Genomic DNA, 20,190 nt, shown 5'->3' with positions numbered 1-20,190 from the left:
CACCCTCCACCAACCCCTCAGCAAGGAGACCACCGTGTCCCCCGTCAAGATCTTCGGGCGTGAACCCGCCCTGCTCCTCGGTCTTGTGGCCGCAGGCGTCAAGCTCCTCGGCTACGAACTGGACGTGTCCGACGGCGTTCAGACCGCCATCAACGCCATCGCCGCCGGCGTGGTCGCCCTGCTCATCGCGATCGTCGCGAAGAACGGCGCCTGGGGCGCGGCCATCCTCCAGCTCGGACAGGCCGTCATGAGCCTGTTCGTGGGCCTCGGCCTGGACTGGTCCGCGGACCGGCAGGCGCTGTGGATGGCGACCATCGCCGCAGGCCTGGCCGTCGTCGAACGGTTCATGGTCACCCCGCCGCTGCCGTCGACGCCGCTGGAAGAGTCCAGCCCGGTCAAGCCGGCCGTCCGTAGCGTCTGACCGGAGCACACCCATGGGCGACGAGCCGACCCCCGGAGAAATGGTCCGGCGTCTCGAAGATCGGCTCGCCGACGTTCGTGATGACATCCAGCAGCTCGGTCGGCGCATGGACGAGAAGGTCGACCAAAGGATTTACGACCTTCGACACGAGGCGCTGACCGGGCGGGTGTCCACGTTGGAGACCCTTCGAGAGAAGGACGCTGAGAAGTTGGTGGCCACCAGGCGGTGGCTGATCGGAGCCGTAGTCGTGCCCCTCGTCGGAATCCTCCTGCCAGTGATCATTCTGCTTGCTCGGGGGACGTGATGAGCAGGGCACAGATACGTGCTCAAGAAAAACGGTGGCGCCGTGGCGACAGTCTTGCACTGCTCTTGGCTGTCCTCCTCGGCGCCGCCATCGCGTGGATTCTGCTGTCCGTGCAAGGGCTGCAGGACGACTTGCGTAGGTCCAACAACGCGCGTGACGCTCTGGCCCAGCAGGTCGAGTCACTGGGGGAGAAGCCGGTAGCGGGGCCTCCTGGTTCACGGGGCGAGCCGGGCAAGGCGGTAATCGGCTCACGTGGGCCTTCCGGGCCGCCGGGGCCGACGGGCGCATCCGGGAAGGACGCGCCAACCATCACACCTAGTCCGGGCCCTGCTGGCCCGCCGGGGCCATCGGGTGCTCCTGGCGCCGACTCAACCGTCCCCGGGCCCACAGGCCCCACAGGCCCCGCCGGAGCGGACGGCGCGCCAGGCAAAGATGGAACGGACGGCAAGGACGGCAAGGACGGCGCCCCACCCTCCCAGTGGACGTACACCGACCAGGACGGTAACGAGTACCGGTGCGTTCCTGTCGACGACTTTGATCCGGACCACCCGCGCTACCACTGCACCCAGACCAGTACGGCCAATCCGGACCCGCCGCCATCTCCCAGCCCCAGCCCCGGCGAGCCTTCCCCAAATGACACCCAGTCCACTCTGCTGCCGCCCACCCTGACTGACCGACGCCGCGATTAGGAGATCCAGATGACCACGGTGACCGGCAAGCTGATCGGAGCCCCACGCCCAGAGCGGGTGGAGGTGACCGCGACCCTGGTAGACGTCACCGGTGCCCGCACTATCGGCTACGCCGCCGGGATCCCGGGCGAGGTCGTCCAGGACCAGCGGATCCATCCGGCCTCGGACGGCACGTGGGAACTGGACCTGCTGCCGAACAGCGGGATCACTTCGGACGCCGGGGACACCCTGTGGTGCATCACCGAGGGCCGCGCCCCGGACGGCAACCCGGCCCGCACCTACATCGTCGTACCCGACACCGGCTCGTACTGGATCGGCGCCATCCGCGCCGACCTCTCCGACACCCAGACCGGGCAGGGCACCGTCGTCTACCTCGCCGGCCCGCAGGGACCGGAGGGACCGGAGGGTCCCGAGGGCCCTGTAGGGCCGGCCGGCCCGGCGGGCGCGACGGGCGCTCAAGGTGATCCAGGCACCCAAGGCCCAACCGGACTGCAGGGGCCCACGGGAGACACCGGCCCAGCCGGACCCAAGGGAGACACCGGAGACACCGGCCCACAAGGCCCCGCCGGACCGAAAGGCGACAAGGGCGACCCCGGCGATCCTGCCCCCGCACGACCGGGAGCCGTCTGGCCCGTCACCGAACAGCCAGCAGACAGCCTCGGCATCGACGGCGACTGGGCCATGTCGATCGGGGAACGACGCCTGTACGGACCCAAAACCGGAGGGGCGTGGGAACCCTGGTCGCGGATCGACCCGCCCACCCTCGCCGGCTGGCAGCGCAACGGCCAAGCAACCCTCGACGGCATGGACGTCTACCTCACCCACGCCTCCAGCGGCTTCGGTGCCGGCTCCTGCTGGACCACCGCCAACCACCCCTCCGAGGTGGACGTGTCGTTCACTGTGGAGATGAGTGGCGGTACCGGCGCCGACGGCGTCACCTTCGCGCTTGCCGACCCGGCCACCCCGGCCACGTTCGTCGGCGGGGGAGGCGGGGAGCTGGGACTGCAGGGCTGTAACGCGGTCGCTCTCGCCCTGGACACCGGCTTCGGATCGCGGGCCCGGATTGTCACCACGGACGCCGACTCCCTGGACGCCGTGGCCACCTACGGCGGTGTCCTGGATCTGCGTGCCGCACCCCAGCGAGTGCGGGTCCTCGTTGAGGACGGCTTGATGTCCGTGTGGATCGGCGCCCTGCTCGCCTTCGATCAGGTCCCGGTCACGGTGGCGGCCACCGCCCGGATCGGCTGGACCGGCGCGAACGGCGGCGCCAACGACAACCACATCATCCGTAGCGTGCAGTTCGTCGCCAAGGGCGGCATCCAGCTGTGATCAGGGAGCTATACGCCCGTTGGCGTTGAACGCCTCATAGGTGAGGGGCATCAGCCGGGCCCACTCGGCTTCCATTTTCTCGCCGACCATCTCGATCTCCCGCTGCGGGTAGGACGGGGTCGCCGCGGCCGGGTGCTGGGTCCGCAGGCCGAGGAAGTGCATGAGAGATCGCGCGTTGCAGGACGCGTACATCGACGAGTACAAGCCCACCGGGAGCACCGACCGGGCCACCTCCCGGGCGACACCGTCAGTGAGAAGCGCCTGATACGCCTCGTACGCCTGCCGGTACGAGGCCCGCATCGCCGTCCGCGTCAGATAATGCTGCTCCGGCGTGCCCTCCACGAACTCGTACCTACCGGGCCGCCCCTGCTGAACCAGCTTCCGATCGAAGTCCGGCAGGTAGAACACCGGCTTCAGCTCCCGGTACCGCCCGGACTCCTCGTTGTACGACCAGCCGGCCCGGTGCCGCATGAACTCGCGGAAGACGAAGATCGGGGCACTGATCAGGAACGTCATCGACGTGTGCTCCCAGGGAGACCCATGGCGTTCCCGCATCAGGTAGTTGATCAGACCCTTGGAGCGCTCAGGGTCCTCCTTCAACTCGGCCAGGGACTGCTCACCGGCGGTCGAGACACGGGCGGCGAAGAGGACGTCGGCGTCCGAAGCGCTGCACTTCACCAGGTGAACGGTGACGTCACTGCGGAAGACGGGCTCGGTGGGCGTGGGCACAGCAGGCTCCGATCGGGCGGGGGAGCGGGGAGGCACCGCCAAGTCTCCCGGCCCGGCCCCACAGCGTTCCCTCCGCACCCTCGTACGATGGAGCGCATGAGCAGCCCCGCCCTCACCGACAGACCTGTCCCGCCTCTGCCGACATGCCCGCCCGCGTTGGTCGGACCGTGTTCGACGTGCCAGCAGCCCACCCACCGCTACGGCCCAGGCGGCAGCCCGCTGTGCGTTGTCTGCATGCAGGAGCTGGAGGCGTGGCGGGCGCAGATCCGTTGACACCCAGCTCACTGCGACGGAGGGTGTAGGGGCGAAGATCAAGCGGGGGGCATGTGACGCGTATCGACTACCAGCGCACCCGCGCCCGTGTCGTCCGGGCGGGCACCGACACTGCGCACCTGTCCATACCGGCCTGGTGCCGAGGCCAGATCTTGGTCCCCGTCCTCACCCTGAATCTGATGGCTGCCACAGGCCTGACACTGCAGGACCTCCCCGAAACGGACTTGGTCGTTACGGCGAACCTGGCGGCTGTCACGGACACCGAGGTGGATCCCCACGCCTTCCAAGTCGCGTCCGACGGCTCCCGAGCGAACCCCACATCGTTATCCGCTGCTGCCTGACGACCTGCGCGGGGAACACCTCGCCGGCCCGGACGTAGGCTCCGCGTGTGCTCCTCTCCGACAGAGACCTCCATGAGGCGATAACCGATGGACGGCTCGGCGTGACCCCGTACGACCGGGAGATGCTCCAGCCGGCGTCCATCGACGTCCGCCTGGACCGCTCGTTTCGGGTCTTCGAGAACCATCGGTATGCCCACATTGACCCAGCCATCGAGCAGCCGGACCTGACGCGGCTGGTGGAGCCGGACGAGGGGGAGGCGTTCGTCCTGCACCCGAGGGAGTTCGTCCTCGCCTCCACCTACGAGCGGGTCCGCCTGCCCGACGACCTGGCCGCACGCCTGGAGGGCAAGTCGTCGCTCGGGCGACTGGGCCTGGTCACGCACTCCACCGCGGGCTTCATCGACCCCGGCTTCGAGGGCCACGTCACCCTCGAGCTGTCCAACCTCGCCACCCTCCCGATCCTTCTGTGGCCGGGGATGAAGGTGGGCCAGCTGGCCGTCTTCCAGATGACCGGCCCGGCCGAGTTCCCGTACGGCTCCGTGGAACGCGGGTCGCGGTATCAGGGGCAGCGGGGACCGACCGCGTCCCGGTCCTGGCAGAACTTCCACCGGACCGCGCTGCCGTCCTGACAGCCCGAGGGCCCCCACCGGTGGTAGGGGCCCTCCAGGTCCGGCTGCTAGTGCCGGTTCTCCCACCAGACAACGAGGAGACTCACGGCGCCACTCCCGACGCCGTACGAGACACCCCGGATGATCTGGCTCTGCACGTCACGGCGGTGACGCTTGGCCATCCGCTTGAACCGCGCAGCCTTCTTCGCCGCCCACTCACGCAGGCTGTAGAGGACACGCAACAGTCGTTGCGCTAGGGTAGATACATCGTCATCACGCATGGCGATGCGCCTTTCGTTAGTACCGAACAGGGCGCGCGCAGAGAGCCCTCCGGCCGAGGCCTGGTAACCGATGCCGGGAAGCAGGGCTCTCTTTGCGTTGGTAGCAGTCTAGGGAACTCTGGTAGAGCTGATCGCCACCGAGGCCAAACTTCCATTGGTTAGGGGAACTTCCTCTGCCTTGCGGCACTGTCGGGGTGCCGGCAGAGCTGCGCCAGTGACCCGCCTGGGCGTCGCTGGACCACGGCTCCACAGCTCCCTTGTGTATCCCGTCACAGTCGGCCACGTCTGGCCTCCCGGGCGGGACGAGGTACACGCTAGGGGAGCGGATCAGCCAGCGCACGCGGCCGCTCACGATCCCGCCATCTCACCCTTTTGGCAGGTCAGATGGTGCACACGCATGCCAACACGTGAGCACACGGGAGCAGCCGCGAGTATCCGCGAATTACCGCTAGCCTGCGGATTCGCGGGTTGTCCGGATCTCGCCGTCGATCGGTAGGGTGCACGACGGTGCCCCGGCTGAGGAAAGCAGCCGGGGCACCGTCATGCGTGGGGTCAGGCGGAGTGGACCTGGACGAGGTGGGCGAATCGCTCGTCGGGGCCGGGGCCAATGCGGGTGCCCTGCGGATACTTCATCTCCGAGGTGGCGTGGCATGTCGTCGTGTGGTCGTCGCCGTCGAGCTGCACCTCGACGTACTGGCCAGCGAAGCCGACGATGCGGCCCGGGCGGCCCTCATGCTTGACTTCCAGGCCGACGCGCAGGTCGAGACCGTAGTAGTTCCGAATGTGCTCGCGGCTGGACTCGATCCGGGCCTTGATGCTGGCGGCGTGCTCCCGTAGTTCCTCGATCCGGTCCTCGGCACGCAGGCGCTCCTCCCAGGTCTTGCACTGGTGCAGGGCGGCGAGCATTTCACGGGCCTGAAGTTCCATCGCCTCTGCATCGGCGAGAATGGCGGCACTCATGGTCGTGTCCTCACTTCTCGGTGGCGCGGTCGTACGTGACCACCATGGCGTCGGGAGAGTTCTGCGGCAGATCATCAACCAGCCCCCACGCCTCGGCTCGGTATCGCTCCAGACGCTCCGGGTCCTGGGCGGCCATAAAGTTCACGAAGTGACGCGTAAACGCATCGGGACTGGTCGCGACTTCGGTCATGGCCGGTGTCCTCACTTCTCGGTGGCGCGGCCGGCAGCCTGGCGCTCGCGGTGAGCGCGCTGCCGCTCGGTGCAGTTGTGCGGGGGCAGGGCCTCCAGCGTCCGGGCACGGACCAGCATGCCGCAGTCGGAGCACGTGATGCGGCCGGTCCGCTCCCAGTCCAGTTCCTCGATCTGGTCGGCTTCGGCACGGAGGGCTGCGGCCTTCTCCAGCCACATCCGCTCGTCGTCGGTGCGCGGCCCGGCGTGGGCCGGCGGGACGCGCTGCTCCAGCTCGGCGGCGCGGGCCCGGAGTTCACTCGGTGTGCTCATGGTCGGTGTCCTCATTTCTCGTCGTCGCGGGCGGCGTCTACCGCATGCTGCTGATGGGCGGCCGCGTAGCGGTCGGCTTCCTCCTGGCTCATGCCGAGCTTCTTCAGTGCGAACCTGACCAGCGTGTGAACGTACAGAGGGTCGCTCGGGTCGGCCTTTCCAATCTCCACGGCACCGTCAGCGATCTTCGCTGAGGTGACGGATCCTGGTGCGATCGGTTCGCGGGTGATGGCCTCCTCCGGGATCTCCCGCCCCTCGTAGATGAGCGGCTGCGGCTGGGCAGGGGTGTGGCGCTTACGGAAGACGCTCATGGTCGGTGTCCTCACTTCTCGTCGTCGCGGCCGGCGAGGTCCTGGTCGACGACGCGGTGGTGGACGTCCCGGAGGGGCGACGTGGACTGGAAGAAGTCGCCGCGCCGGTACTCCCGGACTTCGGCCCCGGTGCTGTCGACCAGCCGCAGGTAGCTGATCGACCCGTAGGCGCGGAGCAGACGGACGGCGGTCTCTTCGGCTGCCGCCTGCGAACCGGTGGGGCGGGGCTGGATGTTCGGCGTGGGGTAGTGCTGGTGGCGTCCGTTGCGGATGCCGCCGGTGATGGGGTGCAGGGTCAGCATGCTCGGTGTCCTCACTTCTCGCGGTGGTACCGGTTGACGTGGTTGTTGATGCTCTCCCGGGTGCCCCGGTAGCCGCAGCCGCGCGGGCACTCCTCCCAGATCCCCTTGTCGACCGCCTCCTTGGTGACGGATCCTTCGGCGTTCCGGTCCGTGGTGGGGCGGTAGCCGTGGGCGTGGAGCATCTGCGCGACGGAGGCGTCGTGGTGGATGGCGAGGAACGCGGCTTCGGCGGTCTTGTCGTGGCCGGCGGCGAAGTACCGGCCGTAGCCGATCTCCTTGCCGCAGCCGCAGTAGCACCGGCCGGTGGGCTGGGCGGTGGTGTCGCTCACGGGTGTCCTCAGATCTGGTTGGGCTGGAGGTCGAAGGTGACGGCGACTCCGCCTCGGGCCCGCGGGTCCTGCTCGTCGATAAAGCTACGGATCTTGTTGAACATGTCCAGGCGGGTGGCACCCGGCTGGGGCGTCCACGTTCCCTGGTAGCTGTTCACGTAGAGGCCACCCTCGTTGGGGGTCTGGATGACCATGAGCCAGAAGTGCGAACCCTGCTGCTCCTCGGAAGCTGTCATGCCGTCAGCTTAGCTACCCCTTGGAAGTCTTGACAAGGCTTGAAATCCAAGGATGCCTAGAGTTTGGAGAGCGTGCCCGCCGAGGGAGCGCTGGGGCCGTCTGGGCACAGAATCGCTCCTGACGAAGAATCTGACGGGCTGTCATGCGCGATAAGCTCACATGAGGTGCTGCAGAGCCCGCGCAGCCGCCGAAGGCCGCCGTTCAATAGGATCTCCCTCACAGCAGAGAGGGGTGCAGTCATGAACTTGGTAGCCGGCTGGTACGAGTTTCCGTGCCTCGAGTGCGAAGGGGAGGGCAGCTTTCAGGTCATCGCTGCCGACGGAAGCGGACTGGTCTCGGAGCTGTGCTCCGAGTGCTACGGGAAGGGCGTCCAGCACCTGGACGAGGAGCAAGCAGCAGAACGCATCGACAACGGCTTCATGCCCACCCGTACGCCTACGTCCTGACGTCACAACAGGGGCACCGTGCCGCCTGGCTGAAGAGGGTTCGAGCTGAGGCAGGGGAGAGGCTGATGGCCGGGCGTCCCGGCAATGGGTGCGACGACCCACGCGAGATCCACCCGCACTGGTGCGGTTTCTGCGGCGCGCGACAGATGTTCTCTTTGCTGGAGTGCGCGCAGGTGATGTTCGTACCAACCTGCCCGCGTTGCGGCGGCACGGACTGGCGCAACGAGACCGATGAGCTGACCGCCCCGAATCACCATGAGGATCGATCGGGCTGACGGATCACCTCATGTGGCGTCGGATAACCTCTCCTTCTCCTACGCCACGGCCCTGCTGAGGGATCTTCGAGTGATCACCCTCGTATAATTTCCCTTATACGAGGCTGCTTGCGTGAGCGGCCATGAGAGGGGACCAGACCGATGACGTTCGCCCGCCAGCTCACCACCGTCCGCACCGGGCTAGCCCTGCTAGCCGTCATCGCGGCAGCGGCGTTCGCTACGATCCTCGCCGAACAGAAATGGATCGAGCTGGCCGTAGTGCTTCCCCTGCTGGCCGCAATCGGCTGGCTCGCGCATCTCCAATGGCGCATGTTCTCCCGCCAGCGGGACATCGCGGATCTCGCGCAGCAACTCCGTGAGGTCAGTCGTACCGTCCCCGCCGGGACAGACCGCTTCTACACCAGCGTCCTGTCCACCGAGGCCGTGCACTGCCACCCCGACAACGGAAGTGGCTTCGACCAGTTCTCCCGCCTCGATGCCGACGACATCGAAGGATTCGACAGAGTGGAGGCCGGGGACATCGCCAGCCTTCCTGCGGTGACGTACCGAGTGCGCCGTTCCTTCCCGATCGTCTGGCGGCACGTCTGGGCGGACCGAGCCGTCAAGGGGCGAGACGGTGAGTTCATCTCCCTGCCGCGGCAGAGCACCAGCTACCGGGACGTCTTCAAGCTGTTCCTGCTGAACCATCGGACCGGCGTCCTCGTACCCGACCGCGATGACCTGACCAACCTCCTCCACGCGATCGAGACCGCCGATCACGTCCACGACATCCCCCGGAAGGCGAAGTGAACGAGCACGGCCCGGAGGTGGTCGACGCCGAGCTGGTCGACGACGCCCACCTACCCGCCATCGCCACCCACGGCCTCTGGACACCCGCCCAGCCCGTACGTCCGCTGGTGGACCAGCACACGGTGCTCCTCCCCGGCCAAGACCTCCCCACCGAAGCCGACCAGCCCACGTACACCGAACGCGACCTCTACGTCTCCCCGGCCACCGCCGAGCGGCTGAAGAACCACTCCAAGCCCCGCAACACCAACAAGAACTACCGCTCCCAACGCGACCTGTTCGCCGCCTGGTGCGCCGAACACGGCCGCGTCGCCCGCCCCTGCACCACCGCCACCTACATCGACTACGTCGGCCACCTCATCAACGAAGGCCGCTCACCAAACACCATCAGCGCCCACATGTCCGCCATCCGCACCTGGATGCCCGACGACAAGAAACCCGGCACCTCCGAAGCCCGCGGCATGCTCAACGAGTACCGCAAGGAATGGGCGAACCGAACCCGGGTGAAGAAGGCCCCGCCCATCACCCGCGACATGCTCCGCGCCATGGTCGCCACCTGCGACCTGCGCCACCCGGCCGGTATCCGCGACCGATGCGCGCTACTCCTGGCCCGCGGCGCCCTCAACCGCCGTATCGAACTGGCAGACCTGTCCATCGCCGACGTCTCCGTGGACGACGACTTCGTCACCCTCCACATCCAGTTCTCCAAGACCGACCAGGAAGCCCACGGCGAGGACACCCACATCCCCGCCGAACCCGACGACCCCCTGCTGTGCCCCGTGGACGCCACCCGGGCGTGGCTGTCCATACTGCATCGGCTCGGCGTCCGCGACGGCGCCTTCATGCGCGCCCTCACCTCCGCCGGCACCCTACAGAACCGGCGCACCGCCACCGACCGCGGCGACCACGTCACCGGCGACGCCATCAACGACTGGGTCCGCAACCGCGCCCACAAGGCAGGCCTTAAGGACTGGTGGAAGCTGACCGCACACGGGCTGCGCCGCGGCGGCGCCCAGGAGATCGCGGACGCCGGCGGAGACCCAACCAAGCAGGGCCGGTGGAAGCCCGGCTCTGCTGTAGTCAAGCGCGAGTACCTGGACCGCGCACAGTCCCGCGCGGAGAACCCGTGGCTGAGGGTGCAGGCCAAGCGGCGAGGCGACGACTAGCGCCTACTCTCGCCCGCGGTGGACGGCGACCCACCGAGCCGCCACCCGGACGACTTGTACCCCCGGTAGGTGCGCCCGTCCTCAATGGCCTCTTTGTTGCGGGCGAACTCCTGCTCGGCGGCCGCAGTGTTCCACTGCCGCGGTGCCGGCGGCTGCGCCTTGCCGGTTCCGGCCTGCTGAGCGCGGGTGAGGCAGGAGGCGTGGCAGGTCTTCCCCGACTTCGACTTAGCGGTGGGCCGCTTGCCGATCGGCTTACGACAGATGGCGCAGGACCGGGCGCCGGCACGCGGCGCCTGTCTCGCGGTGGCCTTCACTGCGGCGGGCGACCGTGCCGGCACTCCACTGGCTGCCCGGTAGGCATCGGCGCGGGCGCGGTGACCGCCCTGGATGGTGCACGGCGTACCGGCGGCTGCGTTGCAGGCCGGGCAGGCCACCGATTGCATCTGCTTCTGGGTGGGCGGCTTCGGAGGCTGCTTGACCGGTGCGCTTCGGCTGCCACGGCTGGGCCGACTGATGCGTCGAGACACGAGAACCCCCGAAGGTCAAAGGGACCGAGTGGACGGCACGTTACCGCAATCCGGCAGCGCGGCACGGATGTGTTCGGGGAGGGCCTGGCGTACCGCTTCACCCGCATCCCAGCCATCGGACAGTTGGTCGGCGGTGACGAAGACCGGACTGCCGGTATCGGTGTAGGCGAGGGCGCGGAACGTTTCCCCGGGCCGGGCCGGGTTGGCGGCGAGGTGGCCGGCCAGGACGGCGCGGGCGACGTCGGCGGGCGCCGCGGTGGTGGTGGCGCGTCCTAAGCCGCGGCACATCCACACGCGGGAGAACGGCTCGTACAGCTGGACTTCCCAGGTAAGGCGGGAAGCATTGTCTTCGCAGGTCATGCCCGCAGTCTGCCCCGATCGGGGGAGCGGCACGACCGGTACTGGTGGGTTACTTCCGGGGAGCCCGGCGCTTGGCAGGAGGCGTGTCCTCCTCGGGTGCGGGCTCGGGGTCTCGCTTCCAGATATTGATCATCCGGAATGCCCGTTGGCTGTACTCCCTGGGCGCGTACAGAGCGGTGACGACCACCATGGTGATGAGAACCATTCCGAATCTGATCACCTCCTTCTGCAGGTCGTTGTCCGCGGCGTTCGGTTCTGCGGAGTTTGTTGGGGTGGTCTTGGCGCGGGGCATGGGCGGGTCCTTCTGGTCGGCGGGTGCGGGCATGCTATCCGCCGGCCGGGGTGTCCCAGTAGCCGGTGTGGGCGATGGTGTCGGCGGTGACGGGCGGGGTCCGGTCGGCCAAAAGCGGGTGTGAGGCGCAGATCTGTTGGACGAGCATGTTGGGGTAGCGGGAGACGATGGGGCGGCCGCCCTGGCCGAGGATGAGGTGGTGGACGCCGTCCTCGGGGGTGGGCCGGTGCGGCAGGTACGCCTTCAGCGCGGCGACGGTGAGGGGTTCGAGGGTGAATTTCTTGCCGACGTTCTCGAAGTCGTCGGGGGCGCGGACCTCGTAGGTGAAGTCGGGGAGTTCGTAGAGGTGGCGCATGTCGAGGCGGACGATTTCGCCGGGGCGCAGGCCCTCCAACAACAGGTAGGCGATGAGGCGGTCGCGGAGGTAGTGGCGGGCCTGGTCTTTGCCCCACATGCCGATGCAGGTAAGGAGGACGGCGCGTTCCATGGGGGTGAGGCGTTTGGGTGGGGTGGCGTCGCGGTCGACGCCGGAGCGGATGAGGTTGAACTCGGGGAGCTGGCGGAGGAGGCCGGCGTCCTTCGCGGCGGTGTAGTAGCCGGTGAGGGCGGTGATCCGTTTGTCGTGGCTTTTGGCGATGTCGGGGTGGTGTTCGGCGAGCCAGGCGAGGGCGCCGGGGCCGTCGAAGGGCCGGCCGTCAAGGATGTCGCGGAGGTAGCGGTCCTCTGCCCATTGGGCGATGTGATCGAGGCCGAAGGCCCACGGGTCAACCTTGTTCTCGTCGCACCAGTCGAGCCATGAGGTGACTTCGATGCGGTAGGTGGCCTGGCTGGTGGGGCGGAGGGTGCCGCTGGTGAGCCAGGTGTCGAGCAGGGTCCGTGGGTCCATGGCGTATATCGTGCCCGGTCCCACCGGTTCATGTGGATCTAGTTTTACGGAACCTCGGGCTCCGCTCATTCAGGGGGCGTCTTCCGTGCCGTGCGTGGGGAAGTGCGGGGGGATTGCGCGCGCGACTTCTCCTGGTGGGTGGGGTGGCCGAGGTTCCGTAAAAATCCTGATCAAGGGGGTGGAGGGGGGCCGGGCGGGTGCTTCACCGTGCTGGCATCACGCTACGACCGATCCCGGCCCGCGTTCCCCCCGCTCCCCTGGCGGCGTGTCAGCTCTCAGCGCTCTGGGTCTCGGCGGCCGCCAGGCAGGCCGCGATGATGACAACGGTCGGGGTGTTGCTGGGGAACTCGATAACGGCACCGTTGGGGCAGTCGAGACCCGACTCGCCGGTTTCGTTCGTCAGGGCCCATAGCGCACCGTTCTTCCGCAGCACGGTTCGGGATTCGTCACCGGTCCAACCTGCAGCTTCCAGGGCCTCGGTGACATCCAGGCGACCCCACCACTCACCGGGCTCGGGCTCTGTAATGATCAGATGCAAGTCGGGCATGATGCTCCTCTTCACAGTCCAGGTATGGCGTCTTGGTCGACTTCGTGCCGGCCATCGTCTGCGGTACGCGGCTCCGGCGCCGGTCCGAGGATGCGGATGGACTCGAACTTGGTCAGGTACTTCAAGGCCCCGCGCAGCCGCTCGGGATTGTCACCGAGATGACCCACGCCCGAGTTGCACGGACTACACAAGAAACCGCGCAGCTGCCCCGTCTGATGGCAGTGGTCCAGGGAGAGTCTGGCGAACCTTCCGGACCGGCTTGCCTCCTGTGGGGTACGGCCGCAAACTTCGCAACGGTTGTCGACCGGGTACCGCTCCACAACTTCAGACCAGGGAATGCCCAGCTTCTTAGCGTACCGTCGCAGGCCAGCGTAGGACTTGCTAGCCCTGTCCTGTGTGTGGTCACGGAGAGCGTTCTTCGCCTGAAGTTGGCGATCAGCCGCCTCGCACTCATTACATCGTGATCTCCACTGGGCGGCCCCACCACTCGACTTCCTCAGCCTGAAGGCGCTGATCGGAAGTGTGCGTCGGCACAGCCAACACATCTTCTCAGTGGGCGCATGAACCTTGACAGCATCCGTGTGGCAGGCGGTGCAGAGGGCGCTTCGACGATCCTTGGCAGCCCCGCACGCAGGACAGTTGTCGAGGCGCCGGATGCTGTAGGCGTAGTGGGCTTCGCACAGGCCACGAGATCTACGTGGCTTATCGCAGTCGCCGACCAGGCAGGGGCCGACACGAGGGATGTTCTTCTTGGTGCCGGCGGCCAGGGTCTTCAGGTGGTCCTGATAGTGCTGTGGGCACAAGCCCTCCGCTCTACCCATGGCCCGGATGGGATGCACGCACCCCTGTGCCTTGCATATTCGCTCATGGAGGGTCGCAGGGTGTTCAGTCAATGTGAACAATCCTCCCAGTTCATGAAGGGGGGTAGCGGCTTGCGGAGTTCGAAAGTTAGACTGCGGTCACGCAGTGCGTGTGTCCAAGGCCACCAACCCGACGATCGGGTGGTGGCCTTCGTCGTTTCCTGGGGGCTAGGCGGCGAGGGCGAGGCGGGCGGCAGCCTGGACATAGGCCGCCTTGCGCGGGCGGTAGATGACAGCGAGTGCGGCGACCTGGGTGGGGGTGTAGCGGTGGCAGGTGCGCATGCGGCCGGCGGCGTGGGTGCGGGCGGCCAAGCCGTGGATGCCGAGCTTGGTGGCGGCTTTGCGGAGGCTGCTGGCGACGGTGCGGGCTTCCTTGGGGGTGAGGCCGGCGGCGAGGCAGTGGGTGGTGAGGCTGCCGTTGCCGCGGCGGGTGATGCGGGAGGCGGCGCGCTGGGTGCGGGTCCTGTTGCGGATGGTCTGGCGTGCCTGACGGCTGCTGGCCTTCATCGTGGTGTCCCCCTTGGTGCGGTGCGATGACTTCACCTTAGACCACGAACGCATTGCACTGCAATGCATTGAACGGTAGTCTTTGGGGTGTTGGGGCGCCGCCTCGACCGCCAGACCATCACGGCATGGCGTCGCAATGCGTAGAGGAGGAATACTGAGGTGGCTACTGCCCCCACGCGCCGCCCCGAGTCGTATCCGGACCAGCGGCGCCCCACGAAGGGAAGCCGCCCCATGGCCGGGATGATCCGCCCCCACCTCGCCGAGACCGTTCAGGTGCTGAAGGAGGCCGGCCGCTACGACCTGGCCACCACGATGGCGGAACTCGGCAAGCCGCGCGGTTACCTGCTGCTGCAGCGCACCGACACCGTCTCCCCGAGCCCGATCTCGCTGACGACCACCAAGGCCATCAAGGATGAGCTGCGGGAGGCGGAGACGGAGATGGACAAGGTCCTCGACTCTCTCGCCGACGATGCGTACCGGCGGGTGCTGTCGGGGTGGCTGCCGCCGAAGTGGCAGAAGCCAGGCCGTGGCCGTGCTGGCGGGCCGCCTGCTGTGCTGCAGGTGCAAGTGGACAGTGAACTGCGCCAGCAGGTACAGGAGGCGCTTCCCGCGCTGTCGAAGAAGGCCGGATACACGGTGAGGGAGTCCAACATCCTGCTGACGTACCTGTGTGACGAGCTGGGTGTGCACCGCGGGGTGGAGGCGGCCATGCCGCTGCTGCTGCCACTGCCGGTGCGGGATCATTTCGTCGCGGCGCGTGAGAGCGGCACCGACCTGAACCAGCTCGTGGACACGGGTGTCCGGCGGCTGCTGGACGGTTCGTGGGAGATGCCGCGGCCCGCCCGGGCACCGAAGGGCACCCGGGGCGGTGAGACCGGGAAGCTGTACGTCGATCTGAAGGACGACGTGCGTGACGCTCTGCACGAGCTGGCGCCGCGGTTGTCCGAGAAGTTCGGGGTGCGGGTGTTCCCGGGGACGATCGTCCGCGTGATTTTGACTGACCGGCTGGGTGAGCCCGCCGCGTAGCACGTTCTGGGTGCGGGCCGGCTGGGACGCCGATACCCGGGCCGGCCACCGCCCCACTTCACTGAGCACAACCTCATAGGAGACCTCATGCCTCAGGGCACGGAGGCCCCCGCCGGCACGATGGCGGAGGGCCAGACCTCGCACACCCTTTTCCAGGCCGCACGCCCGGCCAACACCTTCGGCTACACCCGGGAGCAGCAGATCGAGGCCCTGCACAAGCTGCGGGAGCCGTTCGCCCCGACGGAGGTCCGTTACTTGCCGCGGGTCTGGTGCCGTGCCTGCAAGAGCGCCGGCTTCAACGGCTGCCAGCAGCACCCGGTCAGCAAGTGCGGGAAGTGCAAGCAGAAGATGCCGAACAACGGCCACATCGATCTGGCCTACGTCGGGCACGCGGAGGCCACGAACCGGCTGCTGAACGTGGACCCGTTCTGGGGATACGAGCCGCTGTCACTGGATGAGCGGGGTCTGCCGCAGCTGGACGGCTACAAGGGCCTGTGGATCCGGCTGACGGTGTGCGGGATGACCCGTCTCGGGTACGGGCACGCCGGTGACAAGACCGGTGGTGACGCCATCAAGGAGACGATCGGCGACGCGATCCGTAACGCTGGCATGCGGTTCGGGATGGCGTTGGATCTGTGGACGACGTCGGACTTGGAGATCATCGAGTCCGGTGGTGATCCCCGTGAGCAGGCCAATGGGAGTGGCGCCGAGTCGTCTGGGAAGCCGGAGCAGGGCCCGGCACCTTCTGCCGTCGCTGGGGTGGACCATTTGGCCCGGCTGCGTGCCCAGGCCCTGGAGTGCTGGGGGAACCCGCTGAGTCTGGGACAGATCATCCTGGACGCGGAGAAGCACGGCGTGGCCGACAACGACGTGCCGTTGAAGGACGGGCGTGTGGTGATGTTCCGGGAGCTGCTGAACGGTCGCATCGCCGAGCTGGGCGGCGGAGAGCAGAGGGCCGCCTGATGGCGGCCGGGTGGGAAGGGCAGGCCGCTTGTCGCGGCCTGGACCCGGCACTGTTCTACCCGGCCAAGGACCAGGCAGAGCAGGCAAGGCGGGCGCGTGCCGTATGCGCGGCATGCCCGGTACTAGAGGCGTGTTTGGCGGCAACGTTGGAGGATGAGAAGCGGCTGGGTCCGTACGACCGTGAGGGGATCCGCGGCGGTTTGAACGGCCGTGAGCGGTACCTGCGTCAGCACGGTGCGATGAAGCCGCGTCGCCGGAAGAAGACCCCGACGCGTCGCCGCGCATCGGCCTCGCAGAAGCTGGCGACGTGCGGAACGGTGTCGGCTCACGACCGGCACAAGCGGCGCGGCGAGCCTGTTGATGAGGCCTGCGCAGCGGCCAAGTCGTCCCGTTATGCGTCGCGGCGTGTTCTGGCTGCGGAGGAGCACCCCGAGTGCGGCACCCGCAGCGGCTACCTGTGGCACATCGCTCACCATGAGATTCCTTGCGAGCCGTGCACGCGTGCGGATCTTGCTGTCACCTGGTTCATCCGGCAAACCGCTAGGGCGTAGTCGAGCTACTACCTCATCAGCCCACCCCACGGGGCTACCACCCACACCACGACCCGGCTGACCGCCGAATGGAGCCCCGTCATGCCTATTTCCGATCTGAGTGTCCTGGTCCCGCTGGCTGTGTCTGGTGTGTACGTGGCCGCGAGTCAGCTGCGGGCGTGGGCCCGCCGGCGCAGTGATGCGCGGCGGGCGGCGCTGGGCGTGGCGGGGGTGTCGTCGATGGAGGAGTGGCGTCGGCTGCCAACCGAAGTGCAGGCGGCCGCGGACGAGGCTGCTCTGGCCGACGCTCAGGATGCCGCCCGGATGGTTGCTGACCGTGCGGCTCTCGAGGCGGTTCGTATCAACACGCTGCACCACCCCTGACCCTTGTCCGTCCCTTCCCATGCCCTTGGAGGTGAGACCGCGTTGGCGGTTCGCACTGTGACGGCCGCCGCGGTTCTCACCGCGGCGGTTGCCGTTTACGCCCTGCACCTGTCGTGCCGGAATCGGCGGTTGCGCCGGACGCTGGCGCGGGAGCGAGCGTCTTCCCGGCTGATGGCCGGCTGTTTGACCCGGGACCTTGAGACGTTCCGGAGCCGTCTTGGCCAGGCCGTGGCCCAGCAGGTGGTCGCGGCGTCCGGGGGGCTGGCCCTGGATGACGCCTTGCCGGCCCATACCGACACCAGTCCGCCGATGGAGGGAGGCCCTCGATGACGATGCCGATGGAGAAGAGCAGCGAACAGCTGCGCCGAGAGTGGGAGGAGCACCCCCGATACCGGTACCGGGGGTGTGCTCCCGATGAGGACGATCCGCGCCGTGCCGCGGGGGACCACCGACTGACGCTGGATGCGTGGTCGGGTGCGGACCGAGATGGCAGTGAGCCGCAGAAGCAGCGTGAGGCCCGGCAGGAGGCCGCGATAGATGCGTGCTTCGGCTGTGCGGTGATGGTGCAGTGCGACGCGTACGCAATGTCGGTGCGGTGGGTCAACGGGGTGCCGAAGCTGGCGGAGCCGGAGGGGATCTGGGGCGGTCGGACGGCGTTGGAGCGGCATCGGTTGCTGATCGAGTCGAGGCCGGAGTTGAAGGCTAAGCCTGCCCCTGACCGGATGTTCCAGACGGAGCAGAAGCAGTCCGTGTTGCGGGCGTTGGCGCGCTGCTGGGAGCCGGTGGAGGTTGCGCAGGCCGCGGAGCTGCCGGATGTGCGGACGGCGAACTGGCAGCGTAGTGCGCTGGTCCGGTATCTGGGTCTGCCGAAGACGGCGTCACGGATGCAGGTGCTGGAAGCGGCTGAGAAGCGCGGTCTGCTGGACGGGGTCGAGGTGGTGCCAGATGACGGAACGGTTCCGGCGATACCTCCGGCGTCGGAGAACCTGCTGATGGAGTTCCACGGTCAGGTGCTGTTGTGGCCGTCGAAGCCGGCGGAGGTGAAGGCGCGGCCGCGGCGTCGTCCTGGTCGCGGGCCGCGTCGGGTGTCCCTGCGGCATAAGTTCCCGTCTGTTGAGGGCCAGGAGGACCTGGTCGTGGTCAAGGCCGAGGGCCTGGCTGATGTTCGTGAGATGTTCCCCGCTGAAGCCGCCATGGAGGCTGTCGCATGACCGAGATCCCCACCACCGAGCCTGCTGTCGTGTCTGCTGAGGAGGAGGCTGCGTTCGCGGTGATGTCGGCGGACGCTGTCCTGACTGGGCGGGTGATGATGACGGGGCAGGCGGTGTCGTCGGCGGAGTTCTGGGCGGGTCTGCTGGCGGCCGCGTTGGTGGATACGGCGGGGTCGCCGCGGAAGCTGCCGGCGGACATGTGGCCGGAGCAGGATCCGGTGGTGGTGCAGGAGATTTGGGATCGGGCTGCGGTGGTGGTGTCGCGGGCGGCTCAGTTCGCGGCGTCGCCGTGGTTGCACCGGGATCGTCTGCAGGGGCTGCAAGAGCGGTTGGCGGAGGCCGGGTTCCATGCGATGGCGGGCTCGGTGCAGCGGTCGCTGCGGCTGGTGGTGTCGGGGCATCCGGCGGACTCGGAGATAGGCCGGGAGCACTGACGGTCTGTCATGGCCGGTGTGACTAGTAGGACGTGCGACACGTGAGGGAGGACCGGGGACAGATGCGGCGTCCAACAGATAGGCTGGTGCCTGCGCCAGACGTGCAGTCAGTTGCGAGGATTCGCGGAGGGCGCGCAGAAAAGTCAGAAGCCCCCGCTGCCACAGTGTGGCGGTCCCGGTTTGCGAGGCCGGAACGCGAGGGCTGCCGACACCACGACCCTTGCGAAGTAGAGGTGCCGACGATGGCCAAGAGTACCCGGGGTACTTCCCCTCATGACAGGTCGCCCCGAAGTTTCTGCGTATCCGGCGTGAAGATCACACCGCCGACGCAGCCGGGCCCTGTCCCTTCTACCCGCTCAGTCGCGTGACTGCCCAGGGCGGGGACATCCTCGCCTGGCTGAACCGCGCCATTACCGCGCGCGAGCAAGCCGCCCAGGAAGCCGCTCGCTTCTACGGCCCCCGCTGGGTTCGGCCGGTCGACACGGACGTGGTGCGCGTCTCGGACGACGGCATCGTCTGGTTCCAGGCGCTGAGCGACGAGATCGCAGAGCACATCATCCACAACAGCCCCGAGTCGGTGCTGCGTCGCTGCGCCGCCGACCGGAAGGTGCTGGCGCGGCACGTACCCCGGCACTCTGAGCCTGCTGGCGGAGACATCTGTAGCCACGACGGTCACCGGTGGCCGTGCCCGGACGTCAGCGACCTTGCTGAGGGTTACGGCTGGACGGGAGGCGAGCGATGAGCGTGCACGTCTTCCCAGACCTTCCTGACAGCGAGCTGTGCTCCGCCACCTACCCGGCCCTCGGGCCCGACTTCGGCTCGCTCTGCAACGAGGCGGACAAGCACGACGGCAACCACATTGCCCTGGTCGTCGTTGCACCTGGATACCGGCGTTACGTCGTGTGGACGCCCGCTGGCGAAGTGCTGCCCGACGAAGAGACTTCCCTCGCGCATGCACAGGGACAGACCCCACCCATTGAGGGGGATCAAGTGACGTAGCGAGTTTCTAGCGGGAGGTTCCTGAGCCCCTTGGCGGGGGCTTCACCCTCAACCGCTGGCCGCTGGTGTTGGCGCACCGTGCGCGGCCTCGTGCAACGGCTCGGAGTTGGCGCTCCGAGCTAAGGCCCATCTCTACCGGATTGGCAGCCGGTCGGGACGAGCGACTTTCAGGTTCTCCCCAGAACCACCCCGGTCACCGAGCGGGCTTTTGCATGCCCTCTCGCTTATCCGAAGACGAGGTACATAGTGCCTGAACGCACCCCTGTTTGTCAGCTTGGCAATTCCGTCGCGCCCGTTTCGCGAGGAATCTCCCCCCGCACGGGCGACACCCAGTGCCCCCAGCAGACCCTCGACACACCCACCCCCACCACCAAAA

Annotated in this window: 31 protein-coding genes; 15 read left to right on the top strand and 16 right to left on the bottom strand. The window is 67.8% G+C overall.

What is annotated here, in order from left to right; translation table 11 throughout:
* Nucleotides 1-34: 34 nt before the first annotated feature.
* The 3 genes from ACGFRF_RS38085 to ACGFRF_RS38075 all read left to right on the top strand — a co-directional run bounded on the left by ACGFRF_RS38085 (nucleotide 35) and on the right by ACGFRF_RS38075 (nucleotide 2,743).
* On the top strand, nucleotides 35-421 hold the full coding sequence (locus tag ACGFRF_RS38085) for a hypothetical protein (protein WP_393748089.1): 387 nt from the start codon (nucleotides 35-37) through the stop codon (nucleotides 419-421).
* A 13-nt stretch (nucleotides 422-434) separates the two neighbouring features.
* Nucleotides 435-725, top strand: coding sequence for a hypothetical protein (locus ACGFRF_RS38080; protein WP_389960668.1), 291 nt, complete (start codon nucleotides 435-437; stop codon nucleotides 723-725).
* 698 nt (nucleotides 726-1,423) lie between these two features.
* Nucleotides 1,424-2,743: a hypothetical protein gene (locus ACGFRF_RS38075; protein WP_393748087.1), complete on the top strand. Its 1,320-nt coding sequence runs from the start codon at nucleotides 1,424-1,426 to the stop codon at nucleotides 2,741-2,743.
* On the opposite strand, the gene thyX is transcribed toward ACGFRF_RS38075, so the two are convergent.
* Nucleotides 2,744-3,472: an FAD-dependent thymidylate synthase gene (thyX, locus tag ACGFRF_RS38070; RefSeq protein ID WP_393748085.1), complete on the bottom strand. Its 729-nt coding sequence runs from the start codon at nucleotides 3,470-3,472 to the stop codon at nucleotides 2,744-2,746.
* A gap of 661 nt (nucleotides 3,473-4,133) precedes the next feature.
* On the opposite strand from thyX, the gene dcd reads away from it, so the two are divergent.
* Nucleotides 4,134-4,715: a dCTP deaminase gene (gene dcd, locus ACGFRF_RS38065; RefSeq protein ID WP_393748083.1), complete on the top strand. Its 582-nt coding sequence runs from the start codon at nucleotides 4,134-4,136 to the stop codon at nucleotides 4,713-4,715.
* 47 nt (nucleotides 4,716-4,762) lie between these two features.
* Here dcd and ACGFRF_RS38060 read toward each other — a convergent pair whose 3' ends face one another.
* From ACGFRF_RS38060 to ACGFRF_RS38025, 8 genes are all read right to left on the bottom strand, one after another.
* Nucleotides 4,763-4,936 carry a hypothetical protein gene (locus tag ACGFRF_RS38060; protein WP_393748081.1) on the bottom strand — a complete coding sequence of 58 codons (174 nt, stop codon included), beginning with the start codon at nucleotides 4,934-4,936 and terminating at the stop codon, nucleotides 4,763-4,765.
* Between the two features lie 591 nt (nucleotides 4,937-5,527).
* Nucleotides 5,528-5,935, bottom strand: coding sequence for a hypothetical protein (locus tag ACGFRF_RS38055; protein ID WP_393748079.1), 408 nt, complete (start codon nucleotides 5,933-5,935; stop codon nucleotides 5,528-5,530).
* A 10-nt stretch (nucleotides 5,936-5,945) separates the two neighbouring features.
* Nucleotides 5,946-6,125: a hypothetical protein gene (locus ACGFRF_RS38050; protein ID WP_393748077.1), complete on the bottom strand. Its 180-nt coding sequence runs from the start codon at nucleotides 6,123-6,125 to the stop codon at nucleotides 5,946-5,948.
* Between the two features lie 11 nt (nucleotides 6,126-6,136).
* Nucleotides 6,137-6,436, bottom strand: a complete 300-nt coding sequence (locus ACGFRF_RS38045) for a hypothetical protein (RefSeq protein WP_393748075.1) — start codon at nucleotides 6,434-6,436, stop codon at nucleotides 6,137-6,139.
* Nucleotides 6,437-6,447: 11 nt separating this feature from the next.
* Nucleotides 6,448-6,747, bottom strand: coding sequence for a hypothetical protein (locus tag ACGFRF_RS38040; RefSeq protein ID WP_393748073.1), 300 nt, complete (start codon nucleotides 6,745-6,747; stop codon nucleotides 6,448-6,450).
* An 11-nt stretch (nucleotides 6,748-6,758) separates the two neighbouring features.
* The gene (locus ACGFRF_RS38035) at nucleotides 6,759-7,049 is read right to left on the bottom strand and encodes a hypothetical protein (protein WP_393748072.1); all 291 of its coding nucleotides are present in this window, start codon (nucleotides 7,047-7,049) and stop codon (nucleotides 6,759-6,761) included.
* 11 nt (nucleotides 7,050-7,060) lie between these two features.
* A complete protein-coding gene (locus tag ACGFRF_RS38030) occupies nucleotides 7,061-7,378 on the bottom strand; it encodes a hypothetical protein (RefSeq protein WP_393748070.1) in 318 nt (105 codons plus the stop codon).
* An 8-nt stretch (nucleotides 7,379-7,386) separates the two neighbouring features.
* Nucleotides 7,387-7,614 (bottom strand): hypothetical protein, encoded by a 228-nt coding sequence (locus ACGFRF_RS38025; protein WP_393748068.1) that lies wholly within the window; start codon nucleotides 7,612-7,614, stop codon nucleotides 7,387-7,389.
* A gap of 240 nt (nucleotides 7,615-7,854) precedes the next feature.
* On the opposite strand from ACGFRF_RS38025, the gene ACGFRF_RS38020 reads away from it, so the two are divergent.
* From ACGFRF_RS38020 to ACGFRF_RS38010, 3 genes are all read left to right on the top strand, one after another.
* Nucleotides 7,855-8,061, top strand: a complete 207-nt coding sequence (locus ACGFRF_RS38020; protein ID WP_393748066.1) for a hypothetical protein — start codon at nucleotides 7,855-7,857, stop codon at nucleotides 8,059-8,061.
* A 416-nt stretch (nucleotides 8,062-8,477) separates the two neighbouring features.
* On the top strand, nucleotides 8,478-9,125 hold the full coding sequence (locus ACGFRF_RS38015; protein ID WP_393748064.1) for a hypothetical protein: 648 nt from the start codon (nucleotides 8,478-8,480) through the stop codon (nucleotides 9,123-9,125).
* The gene (locus ACGFRF_RS38010; protein WP_393748062.1) at nucleotides 9,122-10,288 is read left to right on the top strand and encodes a tyrosine-type recombinase/integrase; all 1,167 of its coding nucleotides are present in this window, start codon (nucleotides 9,122-9,124) and stop codon (nucleotides 10,286-10,288) included. Before ACGFRF_RS38015 ends, ACGFRF_RS38010 begins: the two co-directional genes overlap by 4 nt.
* Here the strand turns inward: ACGFRF_RS38010 and ACGFRF_RS38005 are convergent.
* The 7 genes from ACGFRF_RS38005 to ACGFRF_RS37975 form a co-directional block, all read right to left on the bottom strand.
* Nucleotides 10,285-10,731, bottom strand: coding sequence for a hypothetical protein (locus ACGFRF_RS38005; RefSeq protein ID WP_393748060.1), 447 nt, complete (start codon nucleotides 10,729-10,731; stop codon nucleotides 10,285-10,287). The genes ACGFRF_RS38010 and ACGFRF_RS38005 overlap by 4 nt on opposite strands.
* A gap of 99 nt (nucleotides 10,732-10,830) precedes the next feature.
* Complete coding sequence (locus ACGFRF_RS38000; protein WP_393748058.1) at nucleotides 10,831-11,175, bottom strand: hypothetical protein; 345 nt, start codon at nucleotides 11,173-11,175, stop codon at nucleotides 10,831-10,833.
* 49 nt (nucleotides 11,176-11,224) lie between these two features.
* Nucleotides 11,225-11,500, bottom strand: a complete 276-nt coding sequence (locus ACGFRF_RS37995) for a hypothetical protein (RefSeq protein ID WP_393748056.1) — start codon at nucleotides 11,498-11,500, stop codon at nucleotides 11,225-11,227.
* A 1-nt stretch (nucleotide 11,501) separates the two neighbouring features.
* Complete coding sequence (locus tag ACGFRF_RS37990; protein ID WP_393748055.1) at nucleotides 11,502-12,353, bottom strand: hypothetical protein; 852 nt, start codon at nucleotides 12,351-12,353, stop codon at nucleotides 11,502-11,504.
* A 268-nt stretch (nucleotides 12,354-12,621) separates the two neighbouring features.
* Nucleotides 12,622-12,900, bottom strand: a complete 279-nt coding sequence (locus ACGFRF_RS37985) for a hypothetical protein (RefSeq protein WP_393748053.1) — start codon at nucleotides 12,898-12,900, stop codon at nucleotides 12,622-12,624.
* An 11-nt stretch (nucleotides 12,901-12,911) separates the two neighbouring features.
* Complete coding sequence (locus ACGFRF_RS37980) at nucleotides 12,912-13,445, bottom strand: endonuclease domain-containing protein (protein WP_393748267.1); 534 nt, start codon at nucleotides 13,443-13,445, stop codon at nucleotides 12,912-12,914.
* 483 nt (nucleotides 13,446-13,928) lie between these two features.
* Nucleotides 13,929-14,267, bottom strand: coding sequence for a hypothetical protein (locus ACGFRF_RS37975; RefSeq protein WP_393748051.1), 339 nt, complete (start codon nucleotides 14,265-14,267; stop codon nucleotides 13,929-13,931).
* Between the two features lie 159 nt (nucleotides 14,268-14,426).
* Between ACGFRF_RS37975 and ACGFRF_RS37970 the strand changes: the two genes are divergently transcribed.
* From ACGFRF_RS37970 to ACGFRF_RS37935, 8 genes are all read left to right on the top strand, one after another.
* Nucleotides 14,427-15,293 carry a hypothetical protein gene (locus ACGFRF_RS37970; protein ID WP_393748049.1) on the top strand — a complete coding sequence of 289 codons (867 nt, stop codon included), beginning with the start codon at nucleotides 14,427-14,429 and terminating at the stop codon, nucleotides 15,291-15,293.
* An 87-nt stretch (nucleotides 15,294-15,380) separates the two neighbouring features.
* Nucleotides 15,381-16,256 carry a hypothetical protein gene (locus tag ACGFRF_RS37965; RefSeq protein ID WP_393748047.1) on the top strand — a complete coding sequence of 292 codons (876 nt, stop codon included), beginning with the start codon at nucleotides 15,381-15,383 and terminating at the stop codon, nucleotides 16,254-16,256.
* On the top strand, nucleotides 16,256-16,807 hold the full coding sequence (locus tag ACGFRF_RS37960) for a WhiB family transcriptional regulator (protein ID WP_393748045.1): 552 nt from the start codon (nucleotides 16,256-16,258) through the stop codon (nucleotides 16,805-16,807). The genes ACGFRF_RS37965 and ACGFRF_RS37960 overlap by 1 nt, the downstream gene beginning before the upstream one ends.
* An 81-nt stretch (nucleotides 16,808-16,888) precedes the next feature.
* On the top strand, nucleotides 16,889-17,170 hold the full coding sequence (locus ACGFRF_RS37955) for a hypothetical protein (protein ID WP_393748043.1): 282 nt from the start codon (nucleotides 16,889-16,891) through the stop codon (nucleotides 17,168-17,170).
* Nucleotides 17,171-17,496: 326 nt separating this feature from the next.
* Nucleotides 17,497-18,381 (top strand): WhiB family transcriptional regulator, encoded by an 885-nt coding sequence (locus ACGFRF_RS37950; RefSeq protein WP_393748041.1) that lies wholly within the window; start codon nucleotides 17,497-17,499, stop codon nucleotides 18,379-18,381.
* The gene (locus tag ACGFRF_RS37945) at nucleotides 18,378-18,815 is read left to right on the top strand and encodes a hypothetical protein (RefSeq protein ID WP_393748039.1); all 438 of its coding nucleotides are present in this window, start codon (nucleotides 18,378-18,380) and stop codon (nucleotides 18,813-18,815) included. The genes ACGFRF_RS37950 and ACGFRF_RS37945 overlap by 4 nt, the downstream gene beginning before the upstream one ends.
* A 364-nt stretch (nucleotides 18,816-19,179) precedes the next feature.
* Nucleotides 19,180-19,557: a DUF6221 family protein gene (locus ACGFRF_RS37940; RefSeq protein WP_393748037.1), complete on the top strand. Its 378-nt coding sequence runs from the start codon at nucleotides 19,180-19,182 to the stop codon at nucleotides 19,555-19,557.
* Nucleotides 19,554-19,814, top strand: coding sequence for a hypothetical protein (locus tag ACGFRF_RS37935; RefSeq protein WP_393748035.1), 261 nt, complete (start codon nucleotides 19,554-19,556; stop codon nucleotides 19,812-19,814). The genes ACGFRF_RS37940 and ACGFRF_RS37935 overlap by 4 nt, the downstream gene beginning before the upstream one ends.
* Nucleotides 19,815-20,190 lie beyond the last annotated feature (376 nt).

This window comes from Streptomyces sp. NPDC048521 (genome assembly GCF_043199855.1).
Classification (GTDB): domain Bacteria; phylum Actinomycetota; class Actinomycetes; order Streptomycetales; family Streptomycetaceae; genus Streptomyces.
Note: the sequence above shows the minus strand (reverse complement) of the source record. Positions and strands in the feature narration are given on the sequence as shown.